Annotated in this window: 18 protein-coding genes; 7 read left to right on the top strand and 11 right to left on the bottom strand. The window is 74.5% G+C overall.

Going from position 1 to position 19,601, the window contains the following annotated elements:
• The first annotated feature begins 128 nt into the window (after positions 1–128).
• The gene (locus C4U44_RS33420; RefSeq protein WP_103889843.1) at positions 129–530 is read left to right on the top strand and encodes a hypothetical protein; all 402 of its coding nucleotides are present in this window, start codon (positions 129–131) and stop codon (positions 528–530) included.
• A 127-nt stretch (positions 531–657) separates the two neighbouring features.
• On the opposite strand, the gene C4U44_RS33425 is transcribed toward C4U44_RS33420, so the two are convergent.
• Entirely contained in the window at positions 658–1,494 is an 837-nt protein-coding gene (locus C4U44_RS33425) for a DeoR/GlpR family DNA-binding transcription regulator (RefSeq protein ID WP_103889844.1), read from the bottom strand.
• Between the two features lie 157 nt (positions 1,495–1,651).
• Between C4U44_RS33425 and C4U44_RS33430 the strand changes: the two genes are divergently transcribed.
• Positions 1,652–4,045 (top strand): hypothetical protein, encoded by a 2,394-nt coding sequence (locus tag C4U44_RS33430; protein ID WP_407642927.1) that lies wholly within the window; start codon positions 1,652–1,654, stop codon positions 4,043–4,045.
• A 58-nt stretch (positions 4,046–4,103) separates the two neighbouring features.
• Here the strand turns inward: C4U44_RS33430 and C4U44_RS33435 are convergent, their stop codons facing one another.
• The 5 genes from C4U44_RS33435 to C4U44_RS33455 all read right to left on the bottom strand — a co-directional run bounded on the left by C4U44_RS33435 (position 4,104) and on the right by C4U44_RS33455 (position 10,395).
• Positions 4,104–6,569, bottom strand: a complete 2,466-nt coding sequence (locus C4U44_RS33435; RefSeq protein ID WP_103889846.1) for a right-handed parallel beta-helix repeat-containing protein — start codon at positions 6,567–6,569, stop codon at positions 4,104–4,106.
• 116 nt (positions 6,570–6,685) lie between these two features.
• A complete protein-coding gene (locus C4U44_RS33440) occupies positions 6,686–7,264 on the bottom strand; it encodes an Rv1733c family protein (RefSeq protein ID WP_103889847.1) in 579 nt (192 codons plus the stop codon).
• Positions 7,265–7,358: 94 nt separating this feature from the next.
• Positions 7,359–8,204, bottom strand: coding sequence for an MOSC domain-containing protein (locus C4U44_RS33445; RefSeq protein ID WP_235032540.1), 846 nt, complete (start codon positions 8,202–8,204; stop codon positions 7,359–7,361).
• A gap of 38 nt (positions 8,205–8,242) precedes the next feature.
• The gene (locus C4U44_RS33450) at positions 8,243–8,860 is read right to left on the bottom strand and encodes a DUF6643 family protein (RefSeq protein ID WP_103889848.1); all 618 of its coding nucleotides are present in this window, start codon (positions 8,858–8,860) and stop codon (positions 8,243–8,245) included.
• 365 nt (positions 8,861–9,225) lie between these two features.
• Positions 9,226–10,395, bottom strand: coding sequence for a glycosyltransferase (locus tag C4U44_RS33455; RefSeq protein ID WP_103889849.1), 1,170 nt, complete (start codon positions 10,393–10,395; stop codon positions 9,226–9,228).
• Between the two features lie 131 nt (positions 10,396–10,526).
• On the opposite strand from C4U44_RS33455, the gene C4U44_RS33460 reads away from it, so the two are divergent.
• The gene (locus C4U44_RS33460) at positions 10,527–11,282 is read left to right on the top strand and encodes a glutamate racemase (protein ID WP_103889850.1); all 756 of its coding nucleotides are present in this window, start codon (positions 10,527–10,529) and stop codon (positions 11,280–11,282) included.
• Positions 11,283–11,327: 45 nt separating this feature from the next.
• On the top strand, positions 11,328–11,891 hold the full coding sequence (locus tag C4U44_RS33465; RefSeq protein WP_103889851.1) for a hypothetical protein: 564 nt from the start codon (positions 11,328–11,330) through the stop codon (positions 11,889–11,891).
• Between the two features lie 19 nt (positions 11,892–11,910).
• On the opposite strand, the gene C4U44_RS33470 is transcribed toward C4U44_RS33465, so the two are convergent.
• Entirely contained in the window at positions 11,911–13,248 is a 1,338-nt protein-coding gene (locus C4U44_RS33470; RefSeq protein WP_235032541.1) for an O-antigen ligase family protein, read from the bottom strand.
• Positions 13,249–13,441: 193 nt separating this feature from the next.
• Here C4U44_RS33470 and C4U44_RS33475 point away from each other — a divergent pair, with 193 nt between their 5' ends.
• The 3 genes from C4U44_RS33475 to C4U44_RS33485 all read left to right on the top strand — a co-directional run bounded on the left by C4U44_RS33475 (position 13,442) and on the right by C4U44_RS33485 (position 16,204).
• Positions 13,442–13,951 carry an NUDIX hydrolase gene (locus tag C4U44_RS33475; protein WP_103889852.1) on the top strand — a complete coding sequence of 170 codons (510 nt, stop codon included), beginning with the start codon at positions 13,442–13,444 and terminating at the stop codon, positions 13,949–13,951.
• 109 nt (positions 13,952–14,060) lie between these two features.
• The gene (locus C4U44_RS33480) at positions 14,061–15,734 is read left to right on the top strand and encodes a DHA2 family efflux MFS transporter permease subunit (protein ID WP_235032542.1); all 1,674 of its coding nucleotides are present in this window, start codon (positions 14,061–14,063) and stop codon (positions 15,732–15,734) included.
• Between the two features lie 182 nt (positions 15,735–15,916).
• On the top strand, positions 15,917–16,204 hold the full coding sequence (locus tag C4U44_RS33485) for a hypothetical protein (RefSeq protein ID WP_103889853.1): 288 nt from the start codon (positions 15,917–15,919) through the stop codon (positions 16,202–16,204).
• A 69-nt stretch (positions 16,205–16,273) separates the two neighbouring features.
• Here C4U44_RS33485 and C4U44_RS33490 read toward each other — a convergent pair whose 3' ends face one another.
• The 4 genes from C4U44_RS33490 to C4U44_RS33505 form a co-directional block, all read right to left on the bottom strand.
• Positions 16,274–16,708: a PTS-dependent dihydroxyacetone kinase phosphotransferase subunit DhaM gene (locus C4U44_RS33490; RefSeq protein ID WP_103889854.1), complete on the bottom strand. Its 435-nt coding sequence runs from the start codon at positions 16,706–16,708 to the stop codon at positions 16,274–16,276.
• Entirely contained in the window at positions 16,705–17,373 is a 669-nt protein-coding gene (gene dhaL / locus C4U44_RS33495) for a dihydroxyacetone kinase subunit DhaL (protein ID WP_103889855.1), read from the bottom strand. The genes C4U44_RS33490 and dhaL overlap by 4 nt, the downstream gene beginning before the upstream one ends.
• An 82-nt stretch (positions 17,374–17,455) precedes the next feature.
• On the bottom strand, positions 17,456–18,448 hold the full coding sequence (dhaK, locus tag C4U44_RS33500) for a dihydroxyacetone kinase subunit DhaK (protein WP_103889856.1): 993 nt from the start codon (positions 18,446–18,448) through the stop codon (positions 17,456–17,458).
• Between the two features lie 278 nt (positions 18,449–18,726).
• On the bottom strand, positions 18,727–19,554 hold the full coding sequence (locus C4U44_RS33505) for an alpha/beta fold hydrolase (protein WP_103889857.1): 828 nt from the start codon (positions 19,552–19,554) through the stop codon (positions 18,727–18,729).
• Positions 19,555–19,601: the final 47 nt, after the last annotated feature.

Raw genomic sequence — 19,601 nt, forward strand, 5'->3', positions numbered from 1 at the left:
AATGGGGGAGTCGCGCCGCCGGGCGCCCGGCGAACGTATATTGGTTGATCGAAGCCGTACCGCCTGGGGGGGCACCGAGCGCGATCTCTTTTCCCCCGGCCGTCCTGGACGAGATGAGAGCCCGCCCGATGACCACAGACTCCGCGCCCACCCCGGAAGGGGATTCGTCCATTCCGGACGAGGTGTGGCAGCAGTTCCTCACCGACAACGAGCGCGACATCCGGGCCTCCGCGCCCAAGGAGCCGTCCGCCCGCGCCCGGATCGTCGCCCGCCGGCTGCGGGAGCAGGAGGAGCGCGCCGCGGCGCCGGGCGCCAGGCGGCGCTGGGGCCGGCGCGGCTCCGCACCCGCCCCGGCCGCACCGGCGGCGCACGACACCGCCTGGCGCACCGGCCGCACCGACGAGGGCGACCGGCGGACGCTGCGCCGCAGCAGGGTGCGCGGGATGGTCGCGGTCGTGGTGCTCGTGGTGGTCCTGCTGATCGTGCTGTCGCCCAGCCACGCGTGGTCGCTGGTCACCGGGAACGGCTGACCCCGCACGACCGGCCCCCGCACCACCGACCCCGACCGGCCCCGGTCGCGCGGCACCGCCGCCCGGCGCCGTCCAGCAGGCAGCCCGGGCCCGAACGGGCCTGCCGCAGCGGGGCGTTGCGCGCCGTTCAGCCGCCGGCGGGCGGCGCGGGCTCGCCCGCCACGATCAGGTCCGACAGGTGCTCGGCGATCTCCTCGCGCAGCACTTCCGGTATTCCCGCATCGGTGACCAGCGTGTCGACGTCCTCCAGGGTGGCGAAGGAACTCAGCCCCACCGTGCCCCACTTGGTGTGGTCGGCGATCACCACCACCCGCCGCGCCGAGCGTACGAACTGCCGGTTGGTCTCGGCCTCCGCGAGGTTCGGCGTGGACAGGCCCGCCTCGACCGAGATGCCGTGCACGCCCAGGAAGAGCAGGTCGAAGTGGAGTGACTGGATCGCGCGGTCGGCGACCGGGCCGACCAGCGTCTCGGAGAGCGTGCGCATCCCGCCGGTGATCACCACGGTGGCGGCGGCCGAGCCGTGGTTGCCGCCGGCCAGCCGCTGACCCGACTGGAAGACGTCCGCGACGCGGACGGAGTTGGTCACCACGGTCAGGTCCGGGACTTCGAGCAACTGCTGGGCCAGGGCGTACGCGGTGGTGCCGCCCGCCAGAGCGATCGCGGCCCCCGGCGGGACCAGCGCCGCCGCCGCGCGCGCGATCGCCTCCTTGGCGCCCAGTTCGAGACCCGACTTGGCCTCGAACCCCGGCTCGTGGCTGCTCGGTTCGACCACCGGCACCGCACCGCCGTGCACCTTCTCCACCACGCCCTGCCGCGCGAGCGCGTCCAGGTCGCGGCGGACCGTCATGTCGGAGACGTTCAGCCGCCGGGTCAACTCGTTGACCCGCACCCCGCCGCGCCGCCGGACCTCGTCCAGGATCAGGGCCCGTCGCTGTTCCGCGAGGAGGTTCTGGTTGTCGCTCACCCGTGACCCCATCCCGTCCGTGTCGTTGTCCAGTACGCCGACCGTCGAAGTGCTGCGGTCATCCTTCCACGTGGGACACCGCCGCGGATACGAAGGACCGCCCCCGGAGATCACGGCGACCGCTGACGGTCACGATTGCGGCACGGCCGGTGCACCGATGTCTGACGCGTCCCCGGGGCGGGCACCACCCCACGCACCGCGGACAGCACAAGGAACGGGGGCTCCCGTGGCCGTGAAACCCCGACCCGCGCCGGCGACCGCGCCCGTACCCGCCCAGGCCGTCCCCGACGCCTCACCGCAGATCGCCCTGGAACTGCTCGTGCACGGCGTCGGCGGCGCCACTCCCGAGCAGATGCTCGACGACCCCAGAACGGTCTGCGTGGCCGGCGACGACACCGCCGGCATCCACCGGCGCGCGCGGGACGCCGACGCCGAGCGCCACCCCGAGCGCTACCGCGACGCCCCCGTGCCCGAGGCGTACTGCTGGTCCAACCTCACCTCCGGGGACTCCTCCCGCGCCCTGTGGCTGCTGCTCCTGCCGTTCATGGTCGCCAACCTCGCGCACTGGATGCGCCCGCCCTCGGCCCGCACCCGGCTGGCGCGCGGCTACGAGGTCACCGTCCGGATCCTCGCCCTGACCCTCACGGTGCTGCTGGTCGCCGCCGCGTGCGAGGTCGCGCTCGACATAGTGGCCTGGCAGTGCGCGGGCCACGCCGGATGCAGCCGCGGCAAGTCCTGGCTCGGCTTCGCCGCCGCCACCCGGCACGGCTGGTGGAGCCAGCCCGGCCGGCGCCTGGCACTGGCGGCGTCGGTGCCGTTCGCGCTCACCGCTCTGCTGTGGTGGCTGTCCCACCGCACCTGGTACGCCTACGAGTCGCAGCGCCCGGACGTCCCGAGCACCCCGGCCCCCGCGCAGCCGGCGCCGGGCACGCCCGCGATGGCGCTGCCCGGGTTCTGGTACGGGCGCAGGTCGGTCGCCGTGCTGCGCGCGGCCCACACCTCGGCCGGGCTGCTCACCGTCTGCGCCGCCCTCACCGTGCCCGCGCTGCGCTACGACACCGGCCGTCCCGGGCTGCTGCTGCCGGTGCTGGGCTGGACGCTGGCCGGCGTGCTCGCGGTGTTCGCCGTCACCGCATGCGTCGTGGTGGCCCGCGCGGACCGCAGCGAGAGCGGGCTCGACGACACGTCCGGCCCGGCGGTCGCCCGCGTGCTGCTGGCCGGTTCCACCGCGCTGCCGGTCGCCGCCGTGCTCTACGGCGCCTGGAGCCGCCCTGGTTGGGCCTCCCACGGCCGGCTGCCGTCCACCCAGGCGTTCTCCGCGATCACCGTGGGGCAGGGCGCGCTGATCGCGGTCCTGGCCGTCGCCGCGGTGCTGCTGCAGAGGCGCCGCCCGCCGGAGTTCGCCGGTGCCCCCGTCGCGATGCACGGCCTGGCCGGCCCCGCCGTCGCGCTGCTCGGCTGCGTGCTCGGCGGGGTGATGAGCGGCGGCGTCGCCCAGCGCACCGCCGACTGGCTGGACCGCGGCGGCACCCCGGGCCGGTCCGGCAGCCCGCTGACCGGGCCGCCGGCGGTGCTGAGCTGGGAGGCGTCGGTGATCCCGGCCGCCCTGCTGCTGATCCTGATGGTGGCCGCGGGCGCCCTCTGGCGGTTGCGCCGGCGGCAGGCCGGGCTGTGCGCCGAGGTCGACGCGATGTACCCCGGCAAGCGGCACGACCGCTCCCGGACCCGGCGGATCGCCGGGGTGATCGCCCGGGCCGGGCTCACCGACAGCGCCCCGGCGCTGGTCGCGGTGGTGGGTGCGGCGGCGTTCGCGCTCGGCGCGGGCGCGGTCGCCGGGGCCTGGGCGGGCGCCGGCACCCCGGGCGAGGCGGCGCGGCACGCGCCGGCCGCGGTGTCCGCGCTCGCCGACACCGCGCAGTCGCTGGGCTCGTGGCTGGTGGGCGCCGGCTTCGTCGCGCTCGTCACGGTCGGCCGCCGCGCCTACCGGGACACCTCCGCCCGCCGCACCGTCGGCATCCTGTGGGACGTCGGCACGTTCTGGCCGCGCGCCGCGCACCCCTTCGCGCCGCCCTGCTACGCCGAGCGTGCGGTGCCGGACCTGACCTGGCGGATGGCCACCTGGACGCGGGCCACCGGCGGGCGGATCGTGCTGTCCGGGCACTCGCAGGGCAGCGTGCTGTCGGCAGCCGCGGTGTGGCAGCTCGAACCCGCCACCCGCTCCCGCGTCGCCCTGCTCACCTACGGCTGCCCGCTCGCCCGGCTCTACGGCCGCTGGTTCCCGGCGCACTTCGCGCCCACCAGGCTGCGCGACCTGCACGGCGACATGCGGACCTGGTGCAACCTGTGGCGCCGGACCGACCCCATCGGCGGCCCGGTCGGTGTGTCCCCGGGCGCCCCCGTCGACGTCGGCCCGCTGCTCGACCCCGCGGCGTACGGTCGCGACGCGCGCCACCCGCTGCCCGAACCCGTCCTGGGGCACTCCCACTTCCAGGCGGATCCGGCGTTCGCCGAGCAGCGCGCGGAGTTGCTGGCGCGGCTGCGGCGCCCCTGACCCGGCAGGCGGCCCGCCCGCACGGTCGCGGGCGGGCGGCGCGCCGCCCGCCGCACCGCTACGTCAGGTTGGGCAGGTCCTCCGGGTAGAGGAGTTGCAGCTCGTCGTGGGTCGGCTCGTCGACGTGGGCCATGCGTACGGCGTGCCGCTCCACCATCCCCTCGAAGGTCTGCCGCGCGGTGCGCCCGTTGCCGAACGCGGGCCCCTTCGGGATCGCGGTGAAGTACTTCAGCAGCGCCTCGGCGGTGTCGTCGCCGAGCTGGTACTCGTGCTCGGTGGTCTGTGCCTCCACGATCCGCAGCAGCTCGTCCGGCGTGTAGTCGCCGAAGGTGATGGTGCGGGAGAAGCGGGACGCCACACCAGGGTTGGAGGCGAGGAATCGCTCCATCTCGGCGGTGTAGCCGGCCACGATCACCACGACGGCCTCGCGGTGGTCCTCCATGAGCTTCACCAGGGTGTCGATCGCCTCGCGCCCGAAGTCGCGGCCGGCGTCCTCCGGCGCGAGGGCGTACGCCTCGTCGATGAACAGCACCCCGCCGCGTGCCCGGTCGAACGCCTCCTGCGTGCGGATCGCGGTCGATCCGATGTGCTCGCCGACCAGGTCCACGCGCGCGACCTCCACCAGGTGCCCGCGCTCCAGCACGCCGAGGGAGGCCAGGATCTCGCCGTACAGCCGCGCCACGGTGGTCTTGCCGGTACCGGGGGAGCCGGTGAAGACGAGGTGGCGGCGCGGCGAGGGCGCCTTGAGCCCGGCCTTCTCCCGCCGCCGGCCCACCGAGATGAGGTCGATCAGGGTCCGCACCTCGCGCTTGACGCCGTCCAGGCCGACCAGCGAGTCCAGGTCCCCGAGCACGGCGTCGCTCTCCCGGGCGGTCACGCGGACCTGCGCCTCCTGCGGCTGGTCGGCGGGCCGCTGCGCGGGGACGCCGCCCAGCAGGCCGAACGACTGCGCGGCGGCGCTCTGCTGCCGGGCCGGCGTGGTCTCCGCCCCCGTGGCGCCCGCCGTACCCGACGCGCCCGCGAGGGGGCCGGCCGGTACCGGTTCGGGCATGTCCTCGGTGGCCGCCCGGTCGCTGGTGCAGTCCTCGGTGATCGGGCCCGGCTCGGCGAACTCGTAGCCGCCGCGGGCGCAGCGCTCGGTACGGCAGCGGGTCAGGGTGGAGCGGCAGCCGTCGATGACGTGGAAGCCGAAGCCCCGGCTGCCGATCACCCGGCACCCGGTGAACGCGCCGCGCCCGCCCGCGGACACGTACACGCCCGCCTCGCCCGGGTTGGTCACGGTGCAGCGCTCCAGCGCCGGGTCGGCGCCCTTGGTGACGATCACCCCGGTCGCCGCGTCGTCGATGGTGACCTGGGCGAGGGTGCCGCCGCTGCCGTGGTCGCGGAACCACGCACCGGTGGCGGCGTCCTTGATCCGGCAGTCGTCGAGCTGCACGCTGGCGCCGTCGCTCACCGAGACCGCGGTGTTGCGGATCTGCGCGAAGTCGCTGTCGACCACGTCCGCGCGGGAGCCGCGGTCCAGGACGAACAGCGCGTCCGGCACGTCGTGCACGCGGCAGGAGTCCAGTATGGCGACCGCGCCGTCGCTCACCCACACCGCCGGGTAGTCGCCGGTGCTGTCATGTATCTCGCACTGGTTGGCGTCCGCGCGGGTGCCGGGGTCCCAGACGGACAGCCCGTTGCGGCCGAAGCCGCGCACCGAGCAGCGGGTGAGCGTCAGCACCGAACGGGCCCGCAGGTCGACGGCGTTCTCCGGGATGTCGTGGATGTCGCAGTCGGCCATGGCGAGCACCGCGTCGGTGTCCAGGGTGATGCCGTCGCCGGTGGTGCGGTGCACCTGGCAGTCGGTGAACTGCCCGGTGCCGCGGGCGGACAGCTGCACGCCGGTGCCGCGCACCTCGAACACCTCGCAGCTGACCGCCTCCAGCGAGCTGCCCTCACCGGTGACCGACATCCCGGCACCGGAGGTGTGGTGGATCCGGCAGCGCTCCAGCCGGGGCCCGGCGCCGCCGCGCACCGCGAAGCCGCTCTGCCCCGCGGCGACGACCTCGCACTCCTCGAACAGGCCGCCCGCGCCGTCCAGGACGCTCACGCCCATGCCGGCGGGGTTGTCCACGGTGCAGCGGCGCACCGTCGGGCGGGCGCCGTCGCGCACCTCCAGGCCCACCGCCGAGCGGGTGTTGATCCGCACGCCCGACAGCTCGGGGGTGCCCTCCTCCACCAGCAGCGCGGCCGAGGTGACGTCCTGGCACTCGATCAGCACGTCGTGCACCGTCGCCGCGCCCCGCAGGGTCAGGGCGACCCCCGAGGCGGGTGCGAGCCGCACGGTGCCGGGCCCGTCCGCACACCGCACCGTCACGGCGCGGTCGATCAGCAGGTTCTCCCGGTAGGTGCCGGGACTCACCGAGAGCACGTCACCGTCACTCGCCGCTTCCAGCGCGGCGGCGAGTGTCTCGTACTCACCTGTGCGGCGGCGCCACCGAGAACTGCTCGGGTTGGTCACCTGCACCACGCCATGTGCCATCGGGCTGCTCAGCCCCCACCTCTTGCGTCGGCCGACCGGGGATCAACCGTAGCGTGCGCGGAGGCATGCTGGTGACGCGTGGCGGGCTGCCGTGGACCCGGGAAAGCGCCGGACGGTCAACCCCCGGCGCCGGCGCGGCCCCAATCCTGGTCCACCCGGGCCCACTCGCGCTCCCAGGAGTCCATCCGACGCAGCATCAGACGCCACATCAGCAACTGGCGGGATATCACCAGCAGTCCGGCCGCGGCCGATCCGACCGCGACACCGGCCAGGACCGCGTGGGTGGTGGCGGTGACGGTGTCGAGCGGCGGCGGCACCAGGGTGCCCTTGTGGTCCGTCCAGAGGCTGATCCGGCCGCGCTGCCAGACCTCGAGGTCGGAGGAGACCGTGGCGGTGTGCACGCTGTGGTCGGGCGCGGTCCAGCGCAGCACCTCGGCGGGGCGGGTCGCCGAGCCGGAGTCCTTGGGATGGGCGAGGGTCGCCGACACCAGGGTGCGCTGGGCGTGCTCGGTGGCCACTTCGTGCCGCAGGGTGCGGTCCACCGACCGCTCCGCCCACCAGCCGAGCAGCGGCAGCGCGCAGAACAGGGCGGCGGTCACCAGTGCCAGCCACGACTCGACCACGTCGGTGCGCCGGCGCAGCGGATTGCGCCGCCACCGCCAGCCGCGCCTCGTGAGCCTCTTGCGACCCCTCATCGACGGCCACCCCCTTCACACCCATCAACTACCGCAACCGGTGCGATTCATGCACGGCCCGCCCGCGGGGGGCGCGGACGGGTGAGCGGAATCATCACTCCATCACGGTCAACGGATCGCCGACGTGCAGGGTTCCTGAGGTCTCGGGTACGAGATTCTGGCCGAAAACCAGCCGGGCGCCGAAGTTGCGGTGCCGGGCGAGGGTGCGCAGCGGCTCCTGGCCGCGCCTGCCGGTGGCCTGGTCCGTGGTGGTGACCACGCAGCGCGCGCAGTCCTTGGGCACCCGGAAGACGACCTCGCCGATGCGTATCCGCCGCCAGCCGTCCTCGGCCCAGGGCGCGGTGCCGTCGATCACCGCGTTGGGGCGGAACCGGTCCATCGGCAGCGGGCCCTCGTGCGGCCGATCGCCCCCGGCGATCAGATGGTTGAGGGCGTCCAGCGACGCGGTGGTGGTGACCAGCAGCGGGAAGCCGTCGGCGAAGCTGACGGTCTCGCCGGGCCCGGCGTAGTCGGGGTCGATCGGCCGGCGCAGTTCCGGCCGGTCCAGGTGGACCAGCCGCACCGGGCTGCCGAGGTGATCGCTGAACCACGCGCAGGCCGGCTCGTCCGCGGGCCGCACCTCGACCTGCCCGGAGAAGATCCGGGCGGTCTCCAGCGGTGCGTGCGCCGGCACCGCCACGTCGAGCGGGTCACGGCCGGGCGCGGTCACGCGCAGCCCGCCGCCGCCGGTCAGCGCGGTGTGCAGCAGTGCCAGCCGCGGGTCCTCGCGTTGCGTGACCGCCTTGCCGGTGGCGGCGTCGACCAGCATCCAGCGGCGGTCCCCCGCGAGCCCCCACGGCTCCACGACCGCCGTCGGCGTGCTGGTCGCACGCAGCGACTTGACCGGATAGACGTGCAGCGCGCCGACGGTCGGCAGGGCAGGGAGGATCGATGTCGTCACTCCGCCATCGTGCCATCGTGCCGGGCGCCGCCCGCAGGTCAGCCCTGGTAGTACCCGCCGCCCTGCTGCGCCGGCGGCACCCCGAGGCCGAGGTTGCGGCGCTGGTAGTTCTCCTCCGGGTGCCCGGCGGGCCCCTGGCGCGGAGCCATCGGGCGCGGCGGCGCCGGGCGGGCCGTCTGGTAGCCGTTCGGCGACTGCTGCTGCGGCTGCGCGGGGTAGCCCCCGCCGTTGCCGTTGCCGTTGCCGTAGCCGTTGGTGTACGCCGGGCGCTGCGCGGCGGCCTGCTGGGGCGTGTACGCCGCGGGCTGCTGCGGGTACCCGGCTGCCGGGTAGCCGTTCTGCATCGGCTGGGGGTGCTGCTGCCCCATCTGCCCGACCTGTCCCATCTGTCCCACCGGGCTCATCGGCTGGGCCGAAGGGCCGGCCGGCAGGGCGGGGAGGGCGGCGGGCAGCGCGGGCAGATTCCCGCCGCCGCCAAAGGAGTTGTAGCCGCCGGAGTCGTACGAGGGGTACGGCGCGGGCACGCGGATGGGGGCGATCTGCGGGGTGCCTCGCTCGGCCACGAGGCTGTCGTAGATCGGGGTGTCCGGGAAGGACGCAGACGAAGGGTAGTAGCTGCCGTAGCCGCCACCGTACGAACCGCGGGGGGTGGTCATGAGCCATAAGTTAAGCCCACGATGTGGTCGTTGGGGAGTCCGATTGGATGGTTGTTTTGCGTGCAGTGAGTGACCTCCGTTCCCCAATATGAGCGAATCCGCGAAAATCGGTCAGCAACTCATGATCTGATCAGGTAAAAGCCGTGCGCCGCCGGGGGTTACCGGCGGTCCGGGTGCGCGGGGCAGGGGAGCGCGAGGGGCCGCCGATGACGCTGCGCGCAGGGGAGGGTGCGGGGGCCGCGGACCCCGTCACCCCGCCCGCCGGCCGGCGCGGTACGGCCCGGCGTCAGCACGGCGGAGAGGGACACCGCCCGCACGATGGACCCCGTACCGGCCGCCGGACCCGGGCCGGCGGCCGATACGGGTCACACCGACGCGTCCGGCTTCGCGTACGTCCGGCCCTTCCACGCCGCGCCCCGCCCGCGGTAGTGCTCGATCGCCGAGTCCACCGTCATCAGCAGGTACAGCGCCGCGGTGTACGGCAGCAGCGGCGCCAGCGCCCACGGCTGCCCGTAGTACCGCAGCATCGGCAGGTAGGTGCCCGCCATCAGCGCCCACGCCGCCGCGCCCAGAACGCACAGCGGCCACGCCCCCGCGACCGCCCCGCCGATCGCCGCGACCGGCGGCACCAGGTAGATCAGGGCCAGCCCCAGCACCGTGCCGGCCAGCACCAGCGGGTTGTGCCGCAGCTGGGCGTACGCGCTGCGCGCCACCATCCGCCACAGCTCGGCCAGGTCCGGGTACGGGCGCACGCTGTCCACCCGCTCGGCCAGGCCCAGCCAGATCCGGCCGCCCGAGCGCTTCACCGCCCGCGCGAGTGCCACGTCGTCGATCACCGACTGCCGGATCGCGTCCGGGACGTCGGCGGCCTTCGCCGCGGACGCGCGCAGCAGGACGCAGCCCCCGGCCGCGGCCGCCGTCCGGCCGCGGGGCCGGTTGATCCAGCGGAAGGGGTAGAGCTGCGCGAAGAAGTACACGAACGCGGGGACGATCAGCCGCTCCCAGCCGGTCTCCACCCGCAGCCGGGCCATCTGCGAGACCATGTCCAGGTCGTTCCCGACCGCGGCCTCCACCAGCGCCCGCAGACTGCCCTCGCGGTGCGCGATGTCCGCGTCGGTCAGCAGGAAGTACTCCGCGCCCGTCCGCTCCCGGGCCAGCGCCATCCCGTGCCGGACCGCCCACAGCTTGCCCGTCCACCCCTGGGGCGGCTCGCCCGGCGAGGTCACGGTCAGCGGCAGCGACCCCGGCCGCGCCCCCAACTCCCGTGCCAGCTCGCCCGTCCCGTCGGTGCTCCCGTCGTCGACGAGGAAGATCTCCGCGCGGCCGGGGTACTCCTGCGCCAGCAGCGAGGCGAGGCTGCGCCCGATCACCTCCGCCTCGTCCCGCGCCGGCACCACCACGGCGACGTCCGGCCAGGCGTCCACGGCCTCGCCCCCGCCGGTGCGCGGCAGCCGTACGTCCGTCCGCCAGAACCCCCCCTGGCCCGCCAGCAGCCACACCCACGCCACCAGTGACACCCCTGCGACCCCAGTCATCACGCTCACCCCCGCAGTCTGCCCGACACGCTCCCGCCCGCCCCCACCGCCGCCCGCCACCGCGCCGACCGGCGTGTTGCGGCCGTGTCGCGGCCGAGGGCGCCCCTCGGGGGACCGCTTAGAGTGGTGCCGTGAAGATCGGGCTGATGGACTCGGGGATCGGGCTGCTGGCGGCGGCGGCCGCCGTGCGGCGGCTGCGCCCGGACGCGGACCTGGTGCTCTCGTCGGACCCGGACGGCATGCCGTGGGGCCCGAGATCGGCCGAGGACGTGACGCGCCGAGCGCTGGAGTGCACCCGCGCCGCCGCCGCGCACGGGCTGGACGGGCTGATCGTGGCGTGCAACACCGCGTCGGTGCACGCGCTGCCGGCGCTTCGGGCCGCGTTCGAGCCGGGGCTGCCGATCGTGGGCACCGTACCGGCGATCAAGCCCGCCGCCGCGGCCCACCGCAAGGTGGCGATCTGGGCCACCCCGGCGACGACCGGCAGCAGCTACCAGCGCGGCCTGATCGCCGAGTTCGGCAACGGCGCCGGGATCACGGAGGTCGCCTGCCCCGGGCTGGCCGACGCGGTGCAGCACGCCGACCCGGACGCCATCGCCGCCGCGATCGCCGTCGCCGCGACCCGCACGCCGGCGGATGTCAGTGCCGTCGTCCTGGGATGCACCCATTACGAACTCGTCGTCGACCGCATCTCCGCCGCCGTACCCGGCGCCGAACTCCTCTGCTCCGCCGACGCCGTGGCCGCGCAGGCCCTGCGCAGGGTGCCCGCGACCCCGGGTGGCGGCACCCTCGCGGTCCTCCTCAGCGGCCGGTCCGAGTCCCTTCCGGCCGCCGCCCTCGCCTACCCGGAGGGCGCGGGCCTCGCCGTGACACCCGCCACGGCTTGATGCCGGTACGGTGCCACGGGCTCCGCGGATGAGTACGCTGCCACCATGACGCACGCCCCCCGGCCGGAGGCCGGCGCGTCCCAGGTGTGGACGGGCCGGGCCAGCAACCGTATGCAGTGGGTACTCGCTGCCGTGGGCGCCGCCTGCCTGGCGCTCGGCATCTCGCTCGCGGTGGAGGGCCCCGGTCCCGCCGTGAGCCTGGCCCCGCTGGTGATGTCCGTGGTCGGGTGCCTCGCGGTCGGGCTGCTCGTGCTGTTCGGCACCGTGGCCTTCACGCATGTGCACGTGCGCGTCGACCGCGAGGCGGTCCAGGTGCGCTGCGGCCACATCGGGGTGCCCCGCCGCCGGATCCCCATGGAGGAGGTCAGCGGCGCCCGCCTGGCCCCGTTGATCAGCCCGCGCTCCTGGGGCGGCTGGGGCTACCGCTGGCTGCCGGAGAAGGGTACGGCCGTCGTGGTGCGCCGCGGCCCCGGCATCGTCATCGACCTCGGCGGCGGCCGGTGGTTCACGGTCACCGTCGACGACGCGGAGGGCGCCGTGCGCACCATCCGCGAACTGCTCGGCCTCAAGGCGGCACCGCGCGACCAGAACGGCCCCGGCCCGCGCTGACCGCCGGCTCTGCGGCCGGTCAGCGGCCCGACCCCTGCCCGGCGCGTTGGTGCGGCGCGGGAGCAGGCACCTGCGCCGGAAGAGGACGCGACGTGACCAGTCCCGCCAGCAGCCCCGCGGCAGCCGTGACCGCCGTGTAGCTGAGCACGTGGTCGACGGTGGCCAGCAGCCCGAGCCCGGTCAGGGCCGCGCCCGCGGTCAGTACCGCCGGCGTCGAGCGCGGGGAGCGCCACAGCGCGCACAGCGTCCACACGTACGCGCCGCCGAGCAGCGCCACGCCCGGCGCGCCCTGCTCCGCCGCGAGCTGGAAGGGCGCGGACTGCGGGGTCTCGGCGGTGGGGGTGTCGGTGGGCAGCGGGGGGCCCTCCTCGGAGAAGCGGTCCGGGCCCACCCCGCGCAGCGGATGGCGTTCGGCGAGGTCCAGAGCCTGGTGCCAGAGCGCGACCCGCGGCTGGGTGAGCTGCCCGGTCAGGGACTCCGACAGCCCGCCGGGGAGGCTGTCGGCCGCGACCGCGTAGCTCCCGCCGACCGCCAGCGCCGCCGCCAGCGCGAAACCGAGCAGCCCGAGCAGCCGGTGCGGCATGCGCCCGGCGGCCAGCGAGCACAGCACGACCGCCACCCCCGCGGCGAAGGCTGCCGCCGAGCCGAGGGCCAGAGCGGTCACCGCGGCCGCCGTCGCCAGCAGCCGCAGCAGTGCCCGCCACACCGCGGGCGGGAGGCCCCACACCGCCCGGGTCACGCCCCACGCCGCGCAGCACGCCGCACCGGCGGCAAGGACGAGCAGCGCGGCGTCCGCGTTCGGGTAGCCCAGCGGTGGTGCGGCCCTGACGCCCGACAGCCGGTGCCCCGGGCCCAGCACCAGCGCCAGGACCGTCACCGCGCCTGCCGCGAGGGTCACCGTGGGCAGCAGCGCGCCCAGGATCCGCCCCGCCGCGTACCCGGCGGTGATCGCCAGCAGCGCCAGCATCATCCCCTCGGGCCTGGCCTCGCGCCCCGCGGCGCAGACCATCACCCACACCGCGCAGCAGGCCAGCACCACCATCCCGGCCACGTCCACCGCACCGCCGCCGGACGGCGGTCGCGACGGCGGCGCGGACCGCTCGCCGTCGACGCTTCCGTCCGCACCGCCGGGACCCGCGAGATCCCAGCCGCCGGGACCCCCGAGATCCGCAGCTGCGAGGCCCACGCTGCCCAGACGCACGCTGCGCGGACCCGCGTCCCGCCGCCCCGCGCCGTCCGTACCACCGTCGTCGGGTCCGTCGCGCCCGTCGTCCCCGTCGCCGCCCGGCGTACCGCCCCCTGCCGCCGCGCGGGCGGTTCGCGCCGCTTCGGGCGCGCCGCCGGCCGTCGTGTCCATGCCCCGGTACCCCCTGCCGCCACCCCGGACACGACGGGGTGCCGCCGGGCCCGCGTTCCCCGCGTGGGCGCTGCTGTTCGGATCACGGTAACCGCTGGCGGCCGCCCTGGGGATACGTCACACAGGAAGCCGTTCCAGCTTGTGAAGTCTGGTGCTGATGTGGCGTTCACCTTTCTTCTCGTAGGCTCGGGGCATGGCGACTCCCAAGTTCATCCAGGACATCCGCGCGAAGGCCGGCGACACCCTGCTCCTGATGCCCGGTGTGGTCATGGTGGTCTTCGACGACCGCGGCCGGGTGCTCCTCAACCGCCGCACGGACACCGGGCGGTGGGCACTGATCAGCGGCATCCCCGACCCGGGTGAGCAGCCGGCCGAGGCGGCCGTGCGGGAGATCCACGAGGAGACCGGGGTGTCCGCGGTGGTGCAGCGGGTGCTCAGCGTCTTCACCAACGAGCCCGTGACCTACGACAACGGCGACCACGCGCAGTACATCGACATCGTGCTGCGCTGCCGGGCGCTCGGCGGCGAGGCCCGGGTCAACGACGACGAGTCGCTGGACGTGCGCTGGTTCGCCCTGGACGAGCTGCCGCCGCTCGGGCCGATCGCCCGCGGCCGGATCGAGTCGGCACTGCGGGACGACCCGACGTGGTTCGCGCCCGCGACCCCGCCCGGCCTCGGCGACGAGGGCTACCAGGCGCCGTAGCCTCCGCACCTGACCCAGCACCTGCACCGGCCCCCCGCTCCGCACGTGTCACACCTTCCCGCGCTTCGCCCTCTCAGGGGCATCGGAACGCGGCAAGGAGGAGACGAACGTGAACAAGTTGCGGGGCAACCCGTGGGCGATCCTGATGGTGCTGTCCATCGGGTTCTTCATGACCCTGCTCGACCTGACGATCGTGAACATCGCGATCCCGGACATGGTGGACCACCTGGGCGCCTCGCTCGACCAGATCCTGTGGATCACCAACGCCTACACCCTGGCGCTGGCGGTGCTGATGATCACCGCGGGGCGGCTCGGCGACCTGCGCGGCAAGAAGAACCTCTTCATCTACGGGGTGGCGCTCTTCACGCTCGCCAGCCTCGCCTGCGGGCTCTCGCAGAACCCGACCGAGCTGATCACGTTCCGCGCCGTGCAGGGCCTCGGCGCGGCGATGCTGCTGCCGCAGACCCTGTCGCTGGTGGTGGACGTCTTCCCGGCCGGGAAGCGGGGGGCGGCGCTCGGCATCTGGGGCGTGGTCGCGGGCGTGTCCGGCGCCGCGGGTCCCTCGGTCGGCGGGCTGCTGGTCACCCGGCTGGACTGGCGGTGGATCTTCTTCGTGAACGTGCCGCTGGGCGTTCTCGCCGTGGTGGGGGCGATCGTGCTGGTCCCGGCGCCCAGGCGTACTGTCGCGCACCGTTTCGACGCGACCGGGGTGCTGCTGTCCACGGTCGCGCTGTTCCTGCTCTCCTTCGGCCTGATCGAGGGTCAGAAGTACGCGTGGAACGGCTGGATCTGGGCCATGATCGGCGGCTCCGCCGCGGTCGGCGCGGTCTTCCTGCTGCACCAGCGCGGCCGTCAGGCCGGGGAGCCGCTGGTGCCGTTCTCGCTCTTCGCGGACCGCAACTTCAGCCTGATGAACGTGGTCGGCATCGCCATCTCCTTCGGCCTGGTCGGCCTGTTCCTGCCGATCACCGTCTACCTCCAGTCCGTGCTGGGCTTCAGCGCCCTGAAGGCCGGCGTGGTGCTGATCGCGCTGTCGATCGGGACGTTCGCGACGGCGGGCCCGGCCAGCGTGCTCACCGCCCGGCTCGGCGGCAGGTGGATCCTGTTCACCGGTCTGGTGCTGTTCGGCGGCGGCCTGGTGTGGATCGCCGCGGTGGCGAAGGTCGGCGGGGGCTGGCTGCCCGTGGCGGTGCCGCTGGTCGTCATGGGCATGGGCGCGGGCTGCACCTTCACCCCGATGGCGAACGAGGTGATGCGCAACGTGCCGCCCCGGCTCACCGGTGCCGCGTCGGGCGTCAACAACGCGCTGCGGCAGGTCGGTTCGGTGCTGGGGGCGGCGGTCATCGGCGCGGTGCTGCAGGGCCGGCTCGCCTCCTCGCTCGAGGACCAGGCGCATCGGAGGGCCGGTGCGGTGCCGCCCGCCTTCCGCGACCGCTTCGAGCAGGGCTTCGACCAGGCGGGCAAGCACCTCGACGTGGCCGGCGGCTCCTCCGGGACGAAGCTTCCGGCCGGCGTCCCGGCCGCCCAGGCGCACCGCCTCCAGGAGACGGCCGACGCGGTCTTCGGGCACGCCTTCATCGACGCGATGCGGCCGACGTTGCTGGTGGCGGCCGGCGTGCTGGCGCTGGGCGCGCTCTCCTGCCTGTTCGTGCGGAGGTTCGAGGGGGAGTCGGCGAACCCGCACGGCGTGCCGCTGAGCCAGGAGGAGGTCGAGGCGGCGGAGGCGGACGGGGCGGGCGCGGCGGCGGACGGGGCGGCGGCGGCAGCGCCCGCGCAGGGCTGACATCGGGCGCGCGCCGGTGCCGCTGCCGGCGCGCGCACGGCAGGGCGGGGTGACTGCTGACGGACCGTCGGATCGTTCGCGGATCCGCCCCGAACAGCCGTCTGGCCAGGGCTCTTTGTCAGTGCTTGGCGGTAAAATCGAGAGTGTTCGAGAGGGTTGGCCGACGCCTCAGGAGGAAGCCGATGGCCGCTGCCGTACTGCCCCTGAAAACACGCCGAAACGCATCCGTGCCCGTGGTCGCACTGCCGAAGAAGCCGCTGCCCGCGGGGTTGCCCCGCGAGTGGTACGTCTCCCACAACCGCCGCCTGAAGAGCATGCGGCTGACCATCGCCCTGCTCGACTCGGGGTGCTACGAGCCGGCCCAGGCCGGGAACGGACGGATCCGCCGCACCGCCGAGCGGATAGGGGTGCACCCGCCGTCCGACCTCACCTGCCGGATGGTCCGCAACCTGCTGCGAGGGTGCCCCTGAGCCCTGAGCCTGAGCACCGCGTGCCTGTCCCTCGCGCCCTTCTCCCGGGGGCGCGAGGGACGGGGCCGCTCACACCTTGCGGTAGATGTACGCCTCACCGGCGGCAGCCGCCACCGCGTCGATGTCGGCGCCGGTGGACGCGGTGACGACGGCGGCGACCGCGCCCTCCAGGAACGGCGCGTCGATCAGCCGTGCGCCGGCCGGGAGTTCGTCGTCGGCGAGCAGGGCCTTCACCGTCAGCACCGCGCTGCCGATGTCGGCGAGGACCGCTATCCCCGCGCCGCGGTCGACGGTCCGCGCGGCCGAGGCGATCAGGTCGGAGCTGGTGCCCAGCCCACCGTCGGGGCCGCCGCCGGCGGGCTCCAGCGGCACCTTGGCGCTGCCGCTCAGCGAGGCAGCGAGGTCGGCGACGGCGTTCGCGGCCGCGGCGCTGTGCGAGACCAGCACGATCCCGACCAGCCGCTCGGCGTCGTCGCCGCCGGTGCCCTGCGCGGGCGCGGTCATGAGGAGGACGCCTTCCGTACGGTGTCGGCGAGCGTGGTGAGCAGCAGAGCCGACGAGGTCGCGCCCGGGTCCTGGTGGCCGATGCTCCGGTCGCCCAGATAACTGGCCCGGCCCTTGCGGGCCCGCAGCGGGGTCGTCGCGGTGGCGCCCTCCTCCGCGGCCGACGCCGCCGCCGTGACGGCCTGCTCGGTGCCGCCGCCCGCGTCCAGGGCCGCCGTGAAGGCGTCGAGCGCGGGCAGCAGCGCGTCCACCATCGTCTTGTCCTCGAGCTTGGCGCCGCCGAGTTGCACCAAGCCGTCGACCCCGGCCCTGAGCCCGTCGCGCAGTTCCGCCGCCGTCACCGCCGGCGCGTCGCCGAGCGCCTTGCCGGCCCGCCGCAGCAGCGTGCCGTACAGCGGGCCGGACGCGCCGCCGACCGTGCTGATGAGCTGGCGGCCGATCGCGACCAGCACCGCGCCGGGCGTGTCCGGCGGTTCCTGCTCCAGGGCGGTGCGCGCCGCGCGGAAGCCGCGCCGCATGTTGGCGCCGTGGTCGGCGTCGCCGATGGGGGAGTCCAACTGGGTGAGATGGTCCGCCTCTTGCTCGATCACGGACGTCACCGCGTCGAGCCATCGGAGCAGCAGGGCCGCGTCTATGTCGGCGGGCAGGTCGGGGACGGCGTTCATGCGGTGCCTTTCCACGGTTGGTCGAAGCGCCACCGTACGCGGTGGGTGCGCCCGCGATCCGGGCGGCGGCCGGTCGCCGCGGTCAGCAGCCCCAGCGCAGCGCCGGGGTCGACACGGGCGCGTCCCACAGCCGCAGCAGCTCCTCGTCGGCCTGGCAGATCGTCACCGAGGCGCCCGCCATGTCGAGCGAGGTCACGTAGTTGCCGACGAGGGTACGGGCCACCGAGACCTTCCGGGCGCCCATCGCCCGGTGCACCTCTGCCGCGAAGCCGTACAACTCCAACAGGGGGGTCGCGCCCATCCCGTTGACCAGCAGCAGCACCGGCGCGTCGGGCTGCAGGTCGTCCACGACCGCGTCCACGGACACGTCGGCGATCTCGCCCGAGGTCATCATCGCGCGGCGCTCCCGGCCCGGCTCGCCGTGGATGCCCACGCCCAGCTCCAACTCGCCCTCTGGCAGGTCGAACGTCGGCCCGCCCTTGGCCGGGGTGCTGCACGCGCTCAGCGCCACCCCGAAGCTCCGGGACGCCTCGTTGACCCGGCGGGCGATGCCGGCCACCCGGTCCAGGGGAGCGCCCTCGTCGGCCGCCGCACCGGCCAGCTTCTCGACGAAGAGGGTCGCCCCGGTGCCGCGCCGGCCGGCGGTGTACAGACTGTCGGTCACCGCCACGTCGTCGTTCACGAGCACCTTGGCCACCTGCACGCCCTCGTCCTCGGCGAGTTCGGCGGCCATGTCGAAGTTCAGCACGTCACCGGTGTAGTTCTTCACGATGAACAGCACGCCCGCGCCGCTGTCCACCGCCGCCGCGGCCCGCACCATCTGATCGGGCACTGGCGAGGTGAAGACCTCGCCCGGGCAGGCCGCCGTCAGCATGCCGCGCCCGACGAAGCCGCCGTGCAGCGGCTCGTGCCCCGAGCCGCCGCCCGAGACCAGTCCGACCTGCCCGTCGTACGGCGCCCCGCGGCGTACGATCACCCGGCGCTCGACGTCGACGGTCAGATCGGTGTGCACCGCCGCGAACCCCCGCAGTGCGTCCGGGACCACGTTCTCCGGTACGTTGATCAGCATCTTCACGGGAATCTCCTCGCCAGGCTAGCGGCCAGGGCACTGCCTGCTCATCCGCAGGTCAGGGCCCGTATCTGGGGTGTGATCTCGGAGGCCCTCGGCGGGCCGTACCGGCCTCGGGCGGTGACGTCGCCGGCTCGGTGCGGGCTGCGGTGGCAGGTCCGGGTCCCGCCGGGATCCCGGACCCTCCTCGGTGCCACCTGAAGCCGGCGCATGTCTCCCAGTATCCGCCAGTGATCGGGAATCGCCATCGCGTCGTCGGCGACCTGTCACGGGCGGCCGGGGGCTCAGGACCGGAGGAAGTCGAGCAGGTCCTTGTTGAAGGTCTCGTTGTACGGGGCGACCATCGCGAGGCCGTGCGGGGCTCCCGGATAGACCTTCAGGGTGGCGTCCTTGACGATCTTGGCGGAATTCTCGGCGGCCGCCACGATCGGCACGATCTGGTCGTCGTCGCCGTGCACGATCAACGTCGGGATGTCGAACCGCCGCAGGTCCTCGGTGGTGTCGGTCTCCGAGAAGGCCTTCACGCAGTCGTAGGCGCCCTTGATCCCCACCGTCATGCTCCACAGCCAGAACGCGTCGCGGATGCCCTCGGAGACCTTGTTGCCGGGGCGGTTGGCGCCGTAGAAGGCCTCGCTCAGGTCCTGGTAGAACTGCGAGCGGTCGGCGGCGACACCGGCCCGGATCTGGTCGAACACCTCCAGCGGCAGGCCCTTGGGGTTCGCCTCCGTCTTGAGCATCAGCGGCGGGATCGCGCTCTGGAGCACCGCCTTGGCGACCCGGTCCGTGCCGTGGCGGCCGATGTAGCGGGCCACTTCGCCGCCGCCCGTCGAGTGGCCGACCAGGACCACGTCCCGCAGGTCGAGGGCCTCGATCAGCGCGGCCAGGTCGTCGGCGTAGGTGTCCAGGTCGTTGCCGTCCCAGGTCTGCCCGGAGCGCCCGCCGCCGCGCCGGTCGTGGGCGATGGCGCGGAAGCCGTGGTCCGCGACCAGTTGGAGTTGGGGGTCCCAGGCATCGGCGGTCAGCGGCCAGCCGTGGCTGAAGACGACGGGCTGACCCGATCCCCAGTCCTTGTAGAAGATCGGGTTGCCGTCCTTCGCGGTGGTGAAGGGCATGGTGGGTCCTTTGCGCTCGACGACTACGGGAAGGAGGCGGGGACCCG

It is taken from the genome of Actinacidiphila yanglinensis, assembly GCF_900107965.1.
GTDB classification, from domain to species: domain Bacteria; phylum Actinomycetota; class Actinomycetes; order Streptomycetales; family Streptomycetaceae; genus Actinacidiphila; species Actinacidiphila yanglinensis.

Bases quoted from the DNA above. Each gene is read 5' to 3' on its own strand.
- C4U44_RS33455 (WP_103889849.1), bottom strand. From the start codon at position 10,395: ATGACTGGGGTCGCAGGGGTGTCACTGGTGGCGTGGGTGTGGCTGCTG.
- C4U44_RS33505 (WP_103889857.1), bottom strand. From the start codon at position 19,554: ATGCCCTTCACCACCGCGAAGGACGGCAACCCGATCTTCTACAAGGAC.
- C4U44_RS33485 (WP_103889853.1), top strand. From the start codon at position 15,917: ATGGCCGCTGCCGTACTGCCCCTGAAAACACGCCGAAACGCATCCGTG.
- C4U44_RS33435 (WP_103889846.1), bottom strand. From the start codon at position 6,569: ATGGCACATGGCGTGGTGCAGGTGACCAACCCGAGCAGTTCTCGGTGG.
- dhaL (WP_103889855.1), bottom strand. From the start codon at position 17,373: ATGAACGCCGTCCCCGACCTGCCCGCCGACATAGACGCGGCCCTGCTG.
- C4U44_RS33430 (WP_407642927.1), top strand. From the start codon at position 1,652: ATGTCTGACGCGTCCCCGGGGCGGGCACCACCCCACGCACCGCGGACA.
- C4U44_RS33440 (WP_103889847.1), bottom strand. From the start codon at position 7,264: ATGAGGGGTCGCAAGAGGCTCACGAGGCGCGGCTGGCGGTGGCGGCGC.
- C4U44_RS33490 (WP_103889854.1), bottom strand. From the start codon at position 16,708: ATGACCGCGCCCGCGCAGGGCACCGGCGGCGACGACGCCGAGCGGCTG.
- C4U44_RS33470 (WP_235032541.1), bottom strand. From the start codon at position 13,248: ATGGACACGACGGCCGGCGGCGCGCCCGAAGCGGCGCGAACCGCCCGC.
- C4U44_RS33475 (WP_103889852.1), top strand. From the start codon at position 13,442: ATGGCGACTCCCAAGTTCATCCAGGACATCCGCGCGAAGGCCGGCGAC.
- C4U44_RS33465 (WP_103889851.1), top strand. From the start codon at position 11,328: ATGACGCACGCCCCCCGGCCGGAGGCCGGCGCGTCCCAGGTGTGGACG.
- C4U44_RS33450 (WP_103889848.1), bottom strand. From the start codon at position 8,860: ATGACCACCCCCCGCGGTTCGTACGGTGGCGGCTACGGCAGCTACTAC.
- C4U44_RS33420 (WP_103889843.1), top strand. From the start codon at position 129: ATGACCACAGACTCCGCGCCCACCCCGGAAGGGGATTCGTCCATTCCG.